Origin of the sequence: Kibdelosporangium phytohabitans, assembly GCF_001302585.1 — a bacterium.
In the GTDB taxonomy this organism is placed as follows: Bacteria; Actinomycetota; Actinomycetes; order Mycobacteriales; family Pseudonocardiaceae; genus Kibdelosporangium; species Kibdelosporangium phytohabitans.
Genome location: NZ_CP012752.1, coordinates 5,779,712 through 5,794,393 on the forward strand (window position 1 = coordinate 5,779,712; position 14,682 = coordinate 5,794,393).

Annotated in this window: 11 protein-coding genes and 1 pseudogene; 10 read left to right on the plus strand and 2 right to left on the minus strand. The window is 69.0% G+C overall.

The window, feature by feature from the left end; genetic code table 11:
- Window positions 1-40 precede the first annotated feature (40 nt).
- From AOZ06_RS26055 to AOZ06_RS26090, 8 genes are all read left to right on the plus strand, one after another.
- Entirely contained in the window at window positions 41-493 is a 453-nt protein-coding gene (locus AOZ06_RS26055; RefSeq protein ID WP_054291804.1) for a pyridoxamine 5'-phosphate oxidase family protein, read from the plus strand.
- Window positions 494-591: 98 nt separating this feature from the next.
- Window positions 592-3,591 (plus strand): amino acid adenylation domain-containing protein, encoded by a 3,000-nt coding sequence (locus AOZ06_RS26060; RefSeq protein ID WP_218922063.1) that lies wholly within the window; start codon window positions 592-594, stop codon window positions 3,589-3,591.
- Complete coding sequence (locus AOZ06_RS26065; protein ID WP_054291806.1) at window positions 3,588-4,754, plus strand: cytochrome P450; 1,167 nt, start codon at window positions 3,588-3,590, stop codon at window positions 4,752-4,754. Before AOZ06_RS26060 ends, AOZ06_RS26065 begins: the two co-directional genes overlap by 4 nt.
- Before the next feature lie 123 nt (window positions 4,755-4,877).
- On the plus strand, window positions 4,878-5,975 hold the full coding sequence (locus AOZ06_RS26070) for a cytochrome P450 (protein WP_218922064.1): 1,098 nt from the start codon (window positions 4,878-4,880) through the stop codon (window positions 5,973-5,975).
- A 251-nt stretch (window positions 5,976-6,226) separates the two neighbouring features.
- Window positions 6,227-7,357: a type III polyketide synthase gene (locus AOZ06_RS26075; protein ID WP_054291807.1), complete on the plus strand. Its 1,131-nt coding sequence runs from the start codon at window positions 6,227-6,229 to the stop codon at window positions 7,355-7,357.
- On the plus strand, window positions 7,354-8,568 hold the full coding sequence (locus AOZ06_RS26080; protein WP_054291808.1) for a cytochrome P450: 1,215 nt from the start codon (window positions 7,354-7,356) through the stop codon (window positions 8,566-8,568). Before AOZ06_RS26075 ends, AOZ06_RS26080 begins: the two co-directional genes overlap by 4 nt.
- Complete coding sequence (locus AOZ06_RS26085) at window positions 8,565-9,098, plus strand: cupin domain-containing protein (protein WP_083471936.1); 534 nt, start codon at window positions 8,565-8,567, stop codon at window positions 9,096-9,098. The genes AOZ06_RS26080 and AOZ06_RS26085 overlap by 4 nt, the downstream gene beginning before the upstream one ends.
- Before the next feature lie 10 nt (window positions 9,099-9,108).
- Entirely contained in the window at window positions 9,109-10,734 is a 1,626-nt protein-coding gene (locus AOZ06_RS26090; protein WP_054291810.1) for an FAD-dependent monooxygenase, read from the plus strand.
- 25 nt (window positions 10,735-10,759) lie between these two features.
- Here AOZ06_RS26090 and AOZ06_RS26095 read toward each other — a convergent pair whose 3' ends face one another.
- The gene (locus tag AOZ06_RS26095) at window positions 10,760-11,773 is read right to left on the minus strand and encodes a YncE family protein (protein WP_054291811.1); all 1,014 of its coding nucleotides are present in this window, start codon (window positions 11,771-11,773) and stop codon (window positions 10,760-10,762) included.
- Window positions 11,774-11,972: 199 nt separating this feature from the next.
- Here AOZ06_RS26095 and AOZ06_RS26100 point away from each other — a divergent pair, with 199 nt between their 5' ends.
- The gene (locus AOZ06_RS26100) at window positions 11,973-13,193 is read left to right on the plus strand and encodes a cytochrome P450 (protein WP_054296925.1); all 1,221 of its coding nucleotides are present in this window, start codon (window positions 11,973-11,975) and stop codon (window positions 13,191-13,193) included.
- A gap of 97 nt (window positions 13,194-13,290) precedes the next feature.
- On the opposite strand, the gene AOZ06_RS26105 is transcribed toward AOZ06_RS26100, so the two are convergent.
- The gene (locus AOZ06_RS26105) at window positions 13,291-14,130 is read right to left on the minus strand and encodes an alpha/beta fold hydrolase (protein ID WP_054291812.1); all 840 of its coding nucleotides are present in this window, start codon (window positions 14,128-14,130) and stop codon (window positions 13,291-13,293) included.
- Window positions 14,131-14,227: 97 nt separating this feature from the next.
- Between AOZ06_RS26105 and AOZ06_RS54510 the strand changes: the two are divergent.
- Window positions 14,228-14,595 (plus strand): annotated as a pseudogene (locus AOZ06_RS54510) (winged helix-turn-helix transcriptional regulator).
- Window positions 14,596-14,682 lie beyond the last annotated feature (87 nt).

The following is a 14,682-nucleotide window of genomic DNA, read 5'->3' on the forward strand; positions in this document are numbered from 1 at the left end:
ATTGGTAGCCCGATGCAGGGAGTGTCGTGTGGTTCCCGCGATGTCGAATGAAGAACGCGAATTTTTCCTGGCCGACGTGCACGTCGGGGTGCTGGGCGTGGCCACCGCGCGAAACGGTCACGCGCCGCTGCTTGTGCCTGTCTGGTACCGGTACACGCCCGGCGGCGAGCTCGTGGTCCAGACGGGCCGGGAGACGGTGAAAGCCCAGCTGCTGCGCGCGGCCGGCCGGTTCAGCATCTGCGTGCAGGACGAGAACCCGCCGTACCGGTACGTCAGCGTGGAAGGCCCGGTGACGTCCGTGAGCGATCCGGTGCCGCCCGCCGAGCGCAAGGCCATAGCCCACCGGTACCTGGACCCGCAGGAGGCGGATTCCTACCTGGCAGCGACCGCGCGGCAACTGACGGACGACGTCGCGATCCATATGCGGCCGCAGCACTGGCGTACGGCGAACTTCGCGACGTTCGCAGCGGAATTCGCCGGCACGGTGTCATAACCGGCCCCACACACCCAACGGAGCAGCACGACATGACAACCGCCGAAGTCCCCGCCTGTCACACACCTGCCGCACCGGCCTATCCCAGGGACCGTAACTTGCCAGACCTGTTCCAGGCGCAGGTGAGCGCACGCCCGCACGCACCAGCGGCATGGCACCGCGGCGAGGAACTGACCTACGCGCAGCTCGACGCGCGCTCCGACCATGTGGCGGCGCGGCTGCTCGACCACGGCGTCGAGCCTGGTTCGGCCGTGGGGGTGTGTGGCGGTCGGAGCCTGGAAGCGCTTGTGGCTGTACTGGGTGTGCTCAAGGCCGGGTGTGCCTATGTGCCGCTCGACGAAGAACTCCCGCCTGCCCGGTTGCGCGTGATGGTCGAAGACGGCGACGTGCACGCGGTCGTGACGCTGCCAGGCGCCAGGCGCCCGCGTGGCCCGCGGACCTTCGTCGAGGTGGATCCCGTGTCCGCCGATCTGAGCGGTCACGTGCCGGTCCAGGCGAGGCGGGCGGTGTCCCGTCCCGCCACGAACTGTGCGTACGTGATGTTCACGTCCGGCTCGTCCGGCCGCCCCAAACCCGTGGTGATCACGCATCGTGGCGTGGTCCGGCTGGTGCTGTCCGATCCCGGGCTGCCACCACCGGGTCCCGGCGACCGGGTGCTGCACGGTTACAGCCTGTCCTCCGACGCGTCCACGATCGAGATCTGGAACGGGCTGCTCACCGGTGCGTGCCTGGTCCTGGTCGACCGGGCCGACCTGGTGTCGCCGCCTGCGCTGGAGGATGTGTTGCGTGACCACGGGGTGACGGTCGCCTACCTCACCACGAGCGTCTTCCACCACGTGGCCAGGACGCGTCCGCGAGCGCTGAGCGGGCTGCGTTTCGTGTCCGCGGGCGGGGAGGCGATGGACTCCAGTCTCGCCGCGACTGTCATGGCGGCGTGTCCGGACACCACTGTGGTCAATTTCTACGGGCCCACGGAGAACACGGTGGTTTCCACCGTCCATGTCCTGCGTGCCGCGCCGGCGCAGGACATGGGCGTACCCATCGGCCGCCCTTTCGGCGCCTCCACCGCGCATGTCCTACGCGCGGACGGCAGTGTGGCCGCGCCTGGTGAGGAAGGTGAGTTGTACGTCGGCGGCGACGGTCTGGCCGTGGGGTACGCCGGTGACGCGGAGCTGACCGCCGAGCGGTTCGTGACCGTGGACGTGCACGGGCGGCCCGAACGGCTCTACCGCACCGGAGACCGTGCCGTGCGGGCGCACGATGGCGTGCTGGAGTACCGGGGACGGCTGGACCGGCAGGTGAAACTGCGCGGGCACCGCATCGAGCTCGACGAGATCGAGGCCCGGCTGCGTGCCCATCCCGCTGTCGGTGAAGCCGCGGTGGAGCTCGACGGGGACCGGCCGGTCGCGTACCTCACCGCCGCGGAACCCGGGGACCCGTTGCCGCTGGAGGCGTTGCGCGCCTACTGCGCCCAGTGGTTGCCGAGCCAGGCCGTCCCGCTGCTGGTCGCCATGCGGCAGTTCCCGGTCGGTGGCAGCGGGAAGGTCGACAGGAAGCGGTTGTCGGTCAACGCGGCCACGGCGGGCACCGCCGCACCTGTCGAGAGCGTGCTCGACGCGATCGCGCACGTGTGGGAGCTGGTCCTGCGGGAACGTCCCGCGCCCGACGACGACTTCTTCGCCGTCGGCGGTGACTCGCTGCTCGCCTCCGAGATCGTCACACGCACTCTCGCGGTGCTCAACATCGACGCCGCCTTCGGCTCCAGCCTGATCAGATCGCTGCTGGACACCCCGACGCTGGCGGGATTCGCCGAGGCCGTGCGCGCCGTGCGGGGCAGCGCCGCCGCCGCGCCCGCGGCACCGGTCGACTTCGCCCGTGAGCGTGAACTCGGGGTGACCCTCCCGCCTGCCCAGCGACCGGGGCCCCGGCCGGAGAACCCGTCGGAGGTGCTGCTCACCGGTGCCACGGGGTTCGTCGGTGCCTTCCTGCTGCGCCGCCTGCTGCAGGCGACGTCCGCCCGTGTCCACCTTCCCGTGCGGGCAACGACATCCGCGCACGCCGAGCGGCGGGTGCGTGCCGCGCTGGGCCGATACGGTCTGCGCTTGCCGGACGGGGCATGGCGCCGGGTGGTGTGCTTCCCGGCGGATCTGGCGGCACCCGGACTGGGGATGTCTCCCGATCACACGGCGAAGCTGGCCGGGTGCCTCGACCTGGTGGTGCACAATGCCGCCCAGGTGAACTTCCTCTACCCGTACCAGGCGCTGCGGGCCGCCAACGTGGAGAGCACCAGGGAGATCATCCGGCTGGCCGGGCCGAGGCGGGTGCCGGTGCACTTCCTGTCCACCATCGCGGTACTGGCCGGATTCGGCACCGCGGGCGTCCGGCACGTCGACGAGGACGCCGAGCTGGACCACGCGGACCGGCTCAGCATGGGCTACGCGGAGAGCAAATGGGTGGCCGAGGGACTGCTGCGCCAGGCCGCCGCCCAGGGCCTGCCGACCGCCGTCTACCGGCCCTATGAGATCACCGGCGACCGGCGGCACGGCGCGTGCAACACCGACACGGCGATCTGCTCGCTGTTCAAGACCATCGCCGAGACGGGCCTCGCGCCGGACATCGACCTGCCCATGGACTTCGTGCCGGTCGACTACGTCGCCGAAGCCGTCGTGCACGTCGCCACCCGGCAGCGGGCCGGCGACCGCGTGTACCACCTCACCAATCCGCGTCCCGCCCTGCTGGGTGACGTCCTCGAACGCATGCGCGCCGCGGGTTGTGCGCTGCGGATGCTGCCGTACCAGCAGTGGGTCGGCGAACTCGTGCGGCACGTCGCACGCCACCCGACCAGTCCCACCGCGCCGTTCGTGTCCCTGTGCGTGGACCGCGGCCACAAGGCGGACATCTCGGTCAAGGAGATGTACCTGGACGGGACGTTTCCGCGTCTGGGCAGGCGCAATCTCGAGCAGGCGCTGGACGGCAGCGGCCTGCACTGCCCACCGGTCGACGCCGACCTGCTCGACCGCTACCTGGAGTACTTCTTCACGTCCGGCTACATTCCCCGGCCGCGGCGGCCGGAACCCGAGCTGGAGGAGCTGGTATGACACTCATCCCGGTACCGGCGCCCGACCCGGGAACGGCAGGGCCTCCCCGTGCCTACGACCGTCTGCGCGCCGACGAGCCGGTTGTCCAGGCCCAGCTGGCCAACGGCGAAACCGGGTGGCTGCTGAGCCGTCACGAGGACGTCCGTGCCGCGTTCGCCGACCCGCGACTGGTTCGGCCGCTGTTGTCGGCGTGGCCCGTCCGCGAGGACGCGCAGCCACCTCCGTGCCTGCCGACGTTCCTGGAGATGACCGGCGAACAGCACCACAGGGTGCGCCGCGCGGTGCTGCCGCTGTTCACACGACCGCGTCTGCGTTTCATGGCTCCACGCATCCGCGCGATAGCCACAGAACTGGTCGACGCGATGACGGCCGCGGGCACCGCGGCGGACCTCGTGCCGTCCTTTGTGGAACCGCTGCCGCTGCGGGTGCTGTGTGACACGGTCGGGTTGCCCTACGAAGACCGCGACACCTACCTGCCGCACACGCTCACCCTGCTCAGCGCAGCGGGCCTGCCCATGGACGATGTGCTGGACGCCTTGTACGCGCTGCAGGACTACGCCAGCGAACTGGTCAGCCGCAAGCAACGCGAGCCCGACGACACCTACATCTGCTTGCTGTTGAGCCGCCTGACCCGTGACGACGTCGTCAGCTTCGTGGTCACCATGCTCATGGCGGGCTACAAGACGAACGTCCAGCACACCGGCAACGCGCTGCTGGTGCTGCTCACCCATCCCGGCCAACTCGGGCTGCTGCGTGCCGATCCCGCGCGCATCCCGGTGGCGGTGGAGGAACTGCTGCGTTACGTCCCGCTGATGAACGCCATCAACATCCTGGTCGCACAGGAGGACCTCACGCTGCGCGGCAGGCGGATCCGAGCCGGTGACGCGGTACTGCCCGTGATCGCCTCGGCCAACCGCGACCCGGCGGCGTTCACCGATCCCGACCGCCTCGACCTCGCCCGCAGTCCCAACCCGCACACCACGTTCGGTCGTGGGCCACACCACTGCACCGGCGCCCACCTGACCCGCCTGCAACTCACCGTCGCACTGGAAGTGCTGCTGAGCGGGCTGCCCGATCTCGAACTCGACGAACCACCCGAGGTGATCCCGTGGGACGAATCGACACCGCTGCGCGCCCCGGCCCGGCTGCGTGTCCGTTGGTGAGCGACCACACCGGAACGGGTGACCACCGTGTCCGCACCTGACCAGGCCCTGCCGCGGTATCCGTTCAGCGACCGAGGGGATCGGCTCGCGCCGGAGTTGGCCGACCTGCGACAACGTTGTCCCGTGGCGAGGGTCAGGACGAACGCGGGCGGCCAGGCGTGGCTGGTCACCGGCTACGACCTGGCCCGGCACGTGCTGCGGGAACGGAGATTCGGCAGATCGGTGCTGGCCGCCAAGGGAAGTCCCGTGCAGGACTCGCCGATCCTCGCGCCCGAACTGATGGGCGCGATGGAGTACCTGCGCCGCGCCGGTCTGCGGGACGAGGTCCTCGCGGCGCTGGGCCGCCATCAGCCGGACCTGCCACCCGCCTGGGTCGAGCACGTCACCCGTGCCGGTCTGGAAGCCATGGTCCGCGACGGTGGTCCCGGTGACCTGCAACGGCACTTCGCCGAACGGGTCGCGTCGCACTGCATGTACCGCCTGCTCGGCCTGCCTTTCGAGGACCACGGCTGGCTTGCGCCGCGTGCCGACCTCGATCTGACCATGAAAACGCCGACCAACGAGGAACTCGCCCGCAACTGGGGCGAACTGCGCGACTACATGCACGCGCACATCCGCACCCGGCCGGATCGCCCACGGGGCCTGCTCGACCGCATCGCCGCCCTCAACGACCGTGACCGCGGCCTCGACGACGTCCAGCTCGCCAACATCGCGGCTGTGCTCTACGTCAGCGGATACGAGGACTTCGCCAGTTTTCTCGGCGTCGCGGCGGTGAAGCTCCTCGAACGGCCGACCGTGATGGACACCCTGCGCGACCGTCCGGACGTGACGTCCCGCTGTGTCGAGGAACTGCTCCGCTGCAGCGTCGTGCTGGGCAACGCCATCCAACGCTATGTCACCGAGGACGGTCCGCTCGGCGACGTGTTCGTCAGGCAGGGAGATCTCATCCTGCTGTCGCTCGACGCGGTCAACTTCGACCCGGCCGCGTTCACCGAACCCGACGTCTTCGACCCGGCGCGCAGCCCCAATCCGCACCTGCGCTTCGGGTACGGACGCCACCACTGCCCCGGCGGCCACCTCGTCAGGCGGCAGACGGCGACGGCGTTGCGGGTCCTCGTCCACCACCTGCCCCGGCTGCGGCTCGCCGTCCCCGTCGCGGACATCGCATGGGTGCCCAACAGAATGGCCATCGTTCCCCGGCAGGTTCCGGTTTGCTGGTGAGGATGGCGGGCACCCCCGCCCGAATGGTGTCCACAGTGGACGAACGGCTCACTCTCCGGCTACCGCGGGGAAACCGTTTCACCACAACGAGTACTTGTCCGGCCGCGCACGGCAAGTATGGTGAAGGGAGACAGGAATTCGCTCGGTGGCAGACGTCCCGATGCCACAGCAGCCACCACATCCGTGCACATCGTGCGCCCGGACCACCGGGCGGGTGACCTATGCCGGCTGCTACCAACGAAAGGAGCCTCATGGCTACCTTGTGCAGACCGGCGGTCGCCGTCCCCGAACACGTCATCACCGCTGAGGAGACGCTGGACCTCGCGCGTTCCATCCACGCCGATCACGATCAGCTGCCGCTCGCGCTGCGGCTGATCGAGAACACCGGCGTGCGCAAACGGCACATCGTCCAGCCGGTCGAGCTGACGTTGCGGCACCCCGGTTTCCGCGAGCGCAACGAGACCTACGAGCGGGAAGCGAAAGCCCGCGTTCCCGCGGTGGTGCGCGGCGCGCTGGACAACGCGGGGCTGTCCAGCGCGGACATCGACCTGATCGTCTACGTGTCCTGTACCGGATTCATGATGCCGTCGCTGACGGCCTGGATGATCAACACGATGGGCTTCCGGTCGGACACCCGGCAGATGCCCATGGCGCAGCTGGGGTGCGCCGCCGGAGGTGCCGCGATCAACCGCGCCCACGACTTCTGCACCGCCTATCCCTGTGCCAACGCGCTGATCGTGTCCTGCGAGTTCTGTTCGTTGTGCTACCAGCCGGGTGATGTCGGCGTCGGCTCACTGCTGAGCAACGGGCTGTTCGGCGATGCCGTCGCCGCCGTGGCCGTGCGTGGTGAAGGCGGCGAGGGCATCAAACTGGTGCGCAACCGGTCACACCTGGTCCCGGACACCGAGGACTGGATCGCTTACAGCGTGCGGGAAACAGGCTTCCACTTCCTGCTGGACAAACGCGTGCCCACCACGATGGAACCGCTGGCGCCCGCGCTGGTGACCCTGGCGCAGGGGCACGGGTGGGACGCCTCCCAGCTGGACTTCTACATCGTGCACGCCGGCGGCCCGCGCATCCTCGACGACCTGTCCCGGTTCCTGCACGTGGAACCCGAGGCGTTCCGGTTCAGCCGGGCCACGCTGACCGAGTACGGCAACGTCGCCAGCGCCGTGGTCATCGACGCCGTGCGCAGGATGTTCGAGGAAGGAACCGCCGTGCAGGGCCACAGGGGCCTGATCGCGGGATTCGGCCCGGGGATCACCGCCGAAAGCGCCCTCGGCACCTGGATGTCGGTGCGCGCCGGGCTCGCGCACACCGAGGTTCCCGAGCCGCGCTCGCCGCGAGCTGTCGTGCCCATGCAAGGAGCGGACCGCCTGTGACCACCGAGTCGACGAGTACGACGCATCCCGTGCGGTTCTGGGATGTGCCCGATCTGCGGGCGACCGATTTCGATCCGCTGCTGGCCGAGCTGCTGCGCGACGAGCCGGTCTCGCGCGTCCGGCTGCCCAACGGAGACGGCTACGCCTGGCTGGTGACCAGGTACGCCGACGTCAGGTTCGTCACCTCCGATCCGCGGTTCAGCAGGCAGGCCGTGCTCGGCAGGTCGGTCACCAGGCTCGCCCCGCACTTCATCCCGCTCGACGACGCGGTGGGTTTCGCCGATCCGCCCGAACACACGCGCCTGCGGCGCGCGGTGGCCAAAGCGTTCAGCGCCAAGAGCGTCCACGCCCTGCGGGCGCGGACCCAGCAACGGATGCACGGCCTGGTGGACGCGATGCAACGGCACGGATCGCCCGCCGACCTGATGGAACACGTCCACAACCCGCTTCCGCTCGCCGTGGTGAGCGACCTGATGGGCGTGCCGGAGCAGGACCGGCCCGCGATGGCGGAGTGGTCCGGCGTCCTGCTGTCGGCCGGACATGGCCGTGAGCGCAGTGAACGAGCGAAAGCCGAGGTCGGTGCCTACTTCACCACACGGCTGTCACAACCCGGTGCGGGCAGCGAAGACGAACTGCTGGGGCTGTTGTCCGCGGCGATCGAGCGGGAGGAACTCACGCTGAAGGAGGCGGTCGGCCTCGCCGTGCTGATCCAGGTCAGCGGCGCGCACGCGGTACGCAACAACAGCGGCAACATGATGTACGCGCTGCTGACGCACCCTGGGCACCTGGCGCGGCTGCGCACCGAGCCGGGGCTGCTGCCGCAGGCGATCGAGGAGCTGCTGCGGTGGATCCCGCATCGCAGCGGCGTCGGCCTGTCCCGGATCGCGACCGAGGACGTGGCGGTGGGTGACGTCGTCATCCGCGCGGGGGAGGCGATCTACGCGTCGTACCTCACGGCGAACCGTGATCCGGACGTGTTCGACGATCCCGGCCACCTCGACTTCGACCGGGCCTTCAACCCGCACGTGTCCTTCGGCCACGGACCGCACCACTGCGTCGCGTCGGCGCTGGCCCGGATGGAGTCCCGGATCATGGTCGGCACGTTGCTCGACCGGTTGCCGGAGCTGCGCCTGGCCGTGCCGGTCGAGGAGGTCCGCTGGCAACGCGCCGCGCTCATCCGCGGCCCGGAGACCCTGCCGGTCGCCTGGTGACCGCGTCGGACCTGCGGGAAGGGCTGATCGTGCCGCCGGGGGCCGGCCGCACGATCGCCACCGGCGCGCAGGAGGTCACGTTCAAGGTCACCGGCGCGCACTCGACTGCCGCGTCCACCTTCGAGGTCAAGGTACCGCCGGGATTCGACGTCGGTGCCCACGTGCACGCCCGCAGCGAGGAACTGTTCTACGTCCTCGAAGGCGAGCTGGACGTGCTCGCGTTCGAACCGAAGGTCCGCACGCCGGACAGCTGGCGGGAATGGGAGTCCTTCTCCGGCGAACGGGTCGTGCGCGCGGGAGCGGGCACGTTGATCCTGGTACCGCCGGGCTGCCCGCACGCCTTCACCAACGCCACGTCCGATCCGGTGCGGATGTTGTTCCAGGCGGCCCCACCGCCCGACCACGAGCGGTACTTCGAGGAGTTGCTCGACATCCTCAACAGCGGCGGCCCGGTGGACCACGAGGCCATCGCGCGGCTGCGTGAACGCTACGACATCCAGCAGCTGACTCCGTTGCGGTACGGCGAATGAGGGACGAGACATGGACGACACGAGAGTGCCCGTACTCATCGCCGGCGGCGGCCTGACGGGCTTGTCCGCCGCTGTTTTCCTGGCGTGGCACGGTGTTCCCGCGATGCTGGTCGAACGGCATCCCGACACGGTCGGGCTGCCGAAAGTGCGGACCATCCACCCGCGCACAGTCGAGCTGTACCGCGCGGTGGGCATCGAGGACAGGATCCGGGCGACACGGTCGCCGCTGGCAGGTCACGACCTGGTCGTGCACGCCGAGAGCCTGGCGGGGGAGGAGCTCAAGCGGCTGCCCCCGGTGGCCGGGGAGGATCTCAGCGGGTTCGGGCCCTGTGCCTTCGCGCCGATCGACCAGGACCAGCTCGAACGCATCCTGCGGGCCCGTGCCGGGGAAGTCGGTACGGATCTGCGGTTCCACACCGAGCTGATGGGCCTGGGAGAACACCACGAAGGCGTCACAGCCGTGCTGCGTGACCATGACACCGGACATGAATACCGGGTGTTCGCCGAGTACATGATCGCGGCGGACGGCGCCAAGAGCCCGGTGCGAACGATGCTCGGCATCGGGCAGCACGGGCGGGGCACCCTGGCCCGCCTGGTCAACGTCTACTTCAACGCCGACCTGACCGAACCGTTGCGCGGCCGCAAGATCATGGTCGCCACCGTGTGCAACCCGGTCGTCCGCGGCAGCGTCGTCTCGATGGACGCCGACCGGCTCTGGCGGCTGGCCATCGGCATGCCGCCGGACTGGTCCGGTGACCTCAGCGGATTCACCGAGGAACGCTGCACCGAACTGGTCCGCGCGGCGGTCGGCGTGCCGGACCTGGCGCTGGAGATCGATCAGGTCGCCACCGCGCCGTGGGAGATCTCCGGCCAGGTCGCCGACCGGTGGCGGTCCGGCCGCGTGGTGATCGCCGGTGACGCGGCGCACACGATGCCGCCGATCGCCGCCTTCGGGGCGAGCACAGGCGTTCAGGACGTGTACAACCTGGCCTGGAAACTGGCACTGGTGTGGCGTCGTGTCGCCAGCCATGAACTGCTGGACAGCTATGAATCCGAACGCCTTCCGGTCGCCGAGGAGACTGTCCGGCAAGTGCTCGTGCGGTACGCCGCCAGCCACGGCAAGTCGACCGGAGAGCACGTGGATCCGCTCGGCGTGATGGTCTACGGCTACACGTACCCGAGCGGTGCGTTCATCAGCGAACCGGGCGGGAACCCAGTCGCACTGGAGGATCCGGGGAACCCGAGCGCGCGGCCGGGAACCAGGGCGCCGCACCTGGTGGTGGAACGCTCCGGCGAACGGATATCCATCGTGGACCTGTTCGGCCGGTCCTTTGTCGTGCTCGCCGGAGAAGCGGTGGTGGGACGCGAGCGGGTCGCGTCGTACGTGTCGGCCAGGACCGGGGTCGAAGTCGACTGGTACCGCGTCGCTGAGGACGGCGACATCCGCGCTGCCGACGTCCGGTTCACCGACCGTTACGGCATCGGTCCTGACGGGATCGTGCTGGTCCGGCCGGATGGTTTCGTCGCGTGGCGTGCCGTGTCCGTTGCCGGGCTGGAGAATCTCGAGGTGCGGCTGCTGGACGTGGTGAACCTGCTGCTGTGCGCGCAGGCCAGGACCTCGGTCGCGGTGCCGTGAACCGAGGCCGGTGTGCTGGCCGGTGTCACCCGGCTGGGATGTGCACCATGCCGTGCGGTCCGTCGCCGCCGTGGTGCTGCGTGGAGATCCTCGCGATCGGTGCGAGTGCGATCAGGTCGACCACGTCCACGACGTTGGAAGCCAGGCTGGACACGTAACCGACCGTGCCGTCCGGTGACGAGGTGACGCTGAGTGCCTGCTTGCCGATCCCGATGCGAGCGAGCGACTCGAACGTCCTGGGCGAGAACACGTTGAGCCATCCGTCCGCCGGGCCATGTTCACCGAAACGCACCTCGGTGGCCAGGATCATCCCGGTGGCTGTGGCGTGCACGCCGACCACCTTGTGCTGCATCGGAATGGTCCGCACGATCCGGTCGGTGGCGGTCTCGATGACCTGAATCGCTTTCTCCAGCTCCGCGGACCGCGTGTGCGGGTGCGGCGTGGCGACGTACGCGTACCTGCCGTCCGGTGCCATTCCCACGCCGGCACTGCCGGTCACCTCGACTTTGCCGACCCATTCACGGCTCGGAAGGTCGACGACGGACACGAACGGCGCTTCCATGTTGGCAACGTAGGCTTTGTCCGCGTCGGGTGTCGTGCCGAACCAGTGCGGTCCGTGCGCGCCGGTCGTGATCCGGTCGACCGGCCTGCGGGTCCCGGTGTCGATGACCACCAGGCCGCCTTGCGTGGTGTCGTTCGCCTCCACGCTGGCGTAGAGCAGTTCGCGCCCAGCGTCCAGCGCCAGTCCGTGTGGTGCGAACTCAGGTGCGAGGTCGATGATGTCGACGACTTGCCCACCGTCCGGGTCGATCACACTGATCTCGTGAGCCCGTTCGGTGTAGTTGTTGTAGTACCCGCTGCGGTAGGTATGGGAGCAGTAAAGCAATCGGCGCGTGTGGTCGAAGCACAGTTCATGGGGCTCCGCGGGAACGTCGACGACAGTCCGGCACCGGTAGCCGCCGGTTTCGAAGAACGCGACCGTGTGTCCGCCTTGGTTCGCGACCGCCAAGATGCCGTCGCCGCGGGACGATGTTGTCATACTCGAACTCTCCACTCTGGACTCGTGTGGGCCCTGTGTCCTTCGTAGCGCACAGATGTCGCGATGACCAGACCGCACTCGCCACCTCACCAGGTGACAGTGGTCCAACGTACGGGTGGAATCCGGTCAGGACAGTGGTGTGGCCGGTCCGGTGAGGCGACGATGAACTGGAATCGTCCGCGACGTGGAGGAGTTCACCATGGCGGAGCCGTCGCTGGCCCGCGACCGGGTCGCTCATCACTGGCCGGTGGAGGACCTGCCGGGTGTCCAGTTCGATCCGTTGCTGGCGCGGTTGCTGCGTGAGGAGCCGATCGCCAAGATCCGCCTGCGGTTCGGCGAAGGCGACGCGTGGCTGGTGACGCGCTACGAGGACGTCAAACTGGTCACCGCGGACCCGAGGTTCAGCAGGGCGGCCACTGTGGACCGCCCGGTGACGAGCATGACACCGCACGTCATCGGCCTCCCTCGGGGCATCGGCCGGATCGACCCGCCGGAGCACACGCGGCTGCGGCGCCTGGTGACGCAGAGCCTGAGCCCACGACGCGTGGACCGCCTCCGGCCGCACGCAGAAGCCACTGCCGATGCCCTGCTGACCAGCCTGGGACAGCAGGGGCCACCGGCGGACCTCGTCGACGCCGTGATCGCGCCGTTCTCGATGCGGGTGATCAGCGAACTGCTCGGCGTCGCCGAACAGGACTGGGGCCGGGTGCGGGACTGGCAGCGGATCATCCTGTCCAGCAACCACTCCCGCGCGGAAGCGGACGCGGTCAAGAAGGAGATCGGCGGCTACTTCCGTGCACTGGCCGAGCGCCGGAGCGGTGAACCGGGAGACGACCTGTTCAGCGCGCTCGTCGCAGCGCGCGACGCGGGCGAGCTGACCACGCCAGAACTGATCTCACTGGCAGTGATCCTGCAGCTCAACGGAATGGACATGGTGCTGAGCACAGCGTCGTCCATGGTGTACCTGCTGCTCACCCAGCCCGGCTGGGCGGTGCGTCTGCGTGACGACATCGGCTTGCTGCCGGTCGCCGTCGAGGAGATGCTGCGGTTCAACCCCACCCGCAACGGCGTCGGCCTGCCGCGGATCGCGATGCAGGACGTCCAGGTCGGCGACGTGACAATTCGTGAAGGAGAGGCGGTCTACGTCTCGTACCTGACGGCCAACCGCGACCCGGACGTGTTCCCCGAACCGGACCGGTTGGACCTCGAACGGGCCGAGAACCCGCACCTGGCATTCGGCTACGGCATCCACTACTGCCACGGCGCCGCGTTGACGAGGATGGAACTGGACGTGCTGCTGTCCGCGCTGCTGAAGAGATTCCCCGGACTTTCGCTGGCCTGTCCGGCGACGGGGATCGAGTGGCTGCGTGGCGCGGTGAGCAGAGGGCCGGCCGCCCTTCCCGTGACGTGGAGTCCCTGATCCTTCAGCCGGTTCGTCCCAGCCTGCCGGGTGCGACGCCGAGTCGGACACTGGATGCGGTGAAGCACTTCGGACAAGTGACGTGGCCGACCGAACCCTACGCCGTCGAAGAAAGGAAAGGCGTCAACAAGTTGAGCAGCTCCTGCGGCCGGTCGAGGGGAATGATGTGGCCGCAGTCGGGAATGAGATGCCCGGTGAGGTTGTCGCTGACAGGCCGTAGTTGCCGTTCCAGGGCACGACCGACAGGGTGGGCGCCGACCGACAGCGTGGGCACAGCGAGCCGACCGCGGCTCACGGCATCACTGATCTGCCGGGCACTGGAGGGCATGGCGCGGTAGTAGGAGAAAGCGCAACGCAACGCCTCGGACCCGGTGCAGACATCGGTGAACGCGTCACGGATCGACGGTGGAACACCACGCCTCTGGGTACCGGCGGTGAGGAACCAGTCGACGTAGTCGGCTTCGTGCCCGTGCAGGACCGTTTCGGCGAGGCCCGGTACGGCGTGGAAGCCGAACCACCACGGTGGAGAGAAATCCTCGGCGCCAGGAAGGGGGCCCAGTAGCGATTCCATGAGGACCAGTCGCCTGACCCGGTCAGGGCGCCGCGTCGCGAGCAAGAACGCGGGAGGGGCACCGGCGTCGATGGCGACCACGGACGCGATCGGTTCGGCGAGAACGTCAAGGATGCCGTCGATGTCAGTGGCCAGCGTTGCCGCGTCGTAGCCGTCCGGCGCACGGGTGCTCGCGCCCAGCCCGCGCAGGTCCGGTGCGATGACCCGGTGGTGCGTGGACAGCGGGCCGATGATGTGGTTCCAGAGCTGCCAGGTGTGCGGAAAACCGTGCAGCAGCACCACCGCGGGGCCGGCTCCGGCGATGGCCACGTTGGCGTGGATGCCGTTGGTCGGGATGCGGTTGAGCGTTGCCTCTAGTGGTGGCACGGGCCCTCCATGTGGTTACCATCCGTTACCAGCAGACGGTAGGTAACCGCACTGGTGCTGCCAAGGCGGCACTTCGTCGACAGGTGGTGAGGTCCGAGTGACTACCCGGCCGAAGCGGGGAGACGTGTTCGATCCCGCGTGCCCGACCCGGCAACTGCTGGACCGCATCGGCACGAAATGGACATCGATGGCGGTCAAGGTGCTCGCTGAGGCCGCTCCCGACGAGGTGCGCTTCGCCGAGGTGCGACGGCGGATGCCCGGCGTCTCGCAGAAGATGCTGTCGGTGACCCTGCAGAGCATGGTCCGTGACGGCTTGGTCGCCCGCCGCGTGGAACCGACCGTGCCGCCACGCGTGCATACCGGCTCACCGAACTGGGCCTCTCGTTGGAGACGCCACTCGCGGCGCTGCGCGCGTGGGCGGAGGAACACGTGCCTGCGATCAGGCGCGCCAACGAGGAGCAGTGAAACCCCGATGCCCGGATTATTCCCGGGCGTCCGCGCCAGTTCCACATCCTGAGTAGTGATCGCGTCGCCGTTCGCAGACCATAGTCT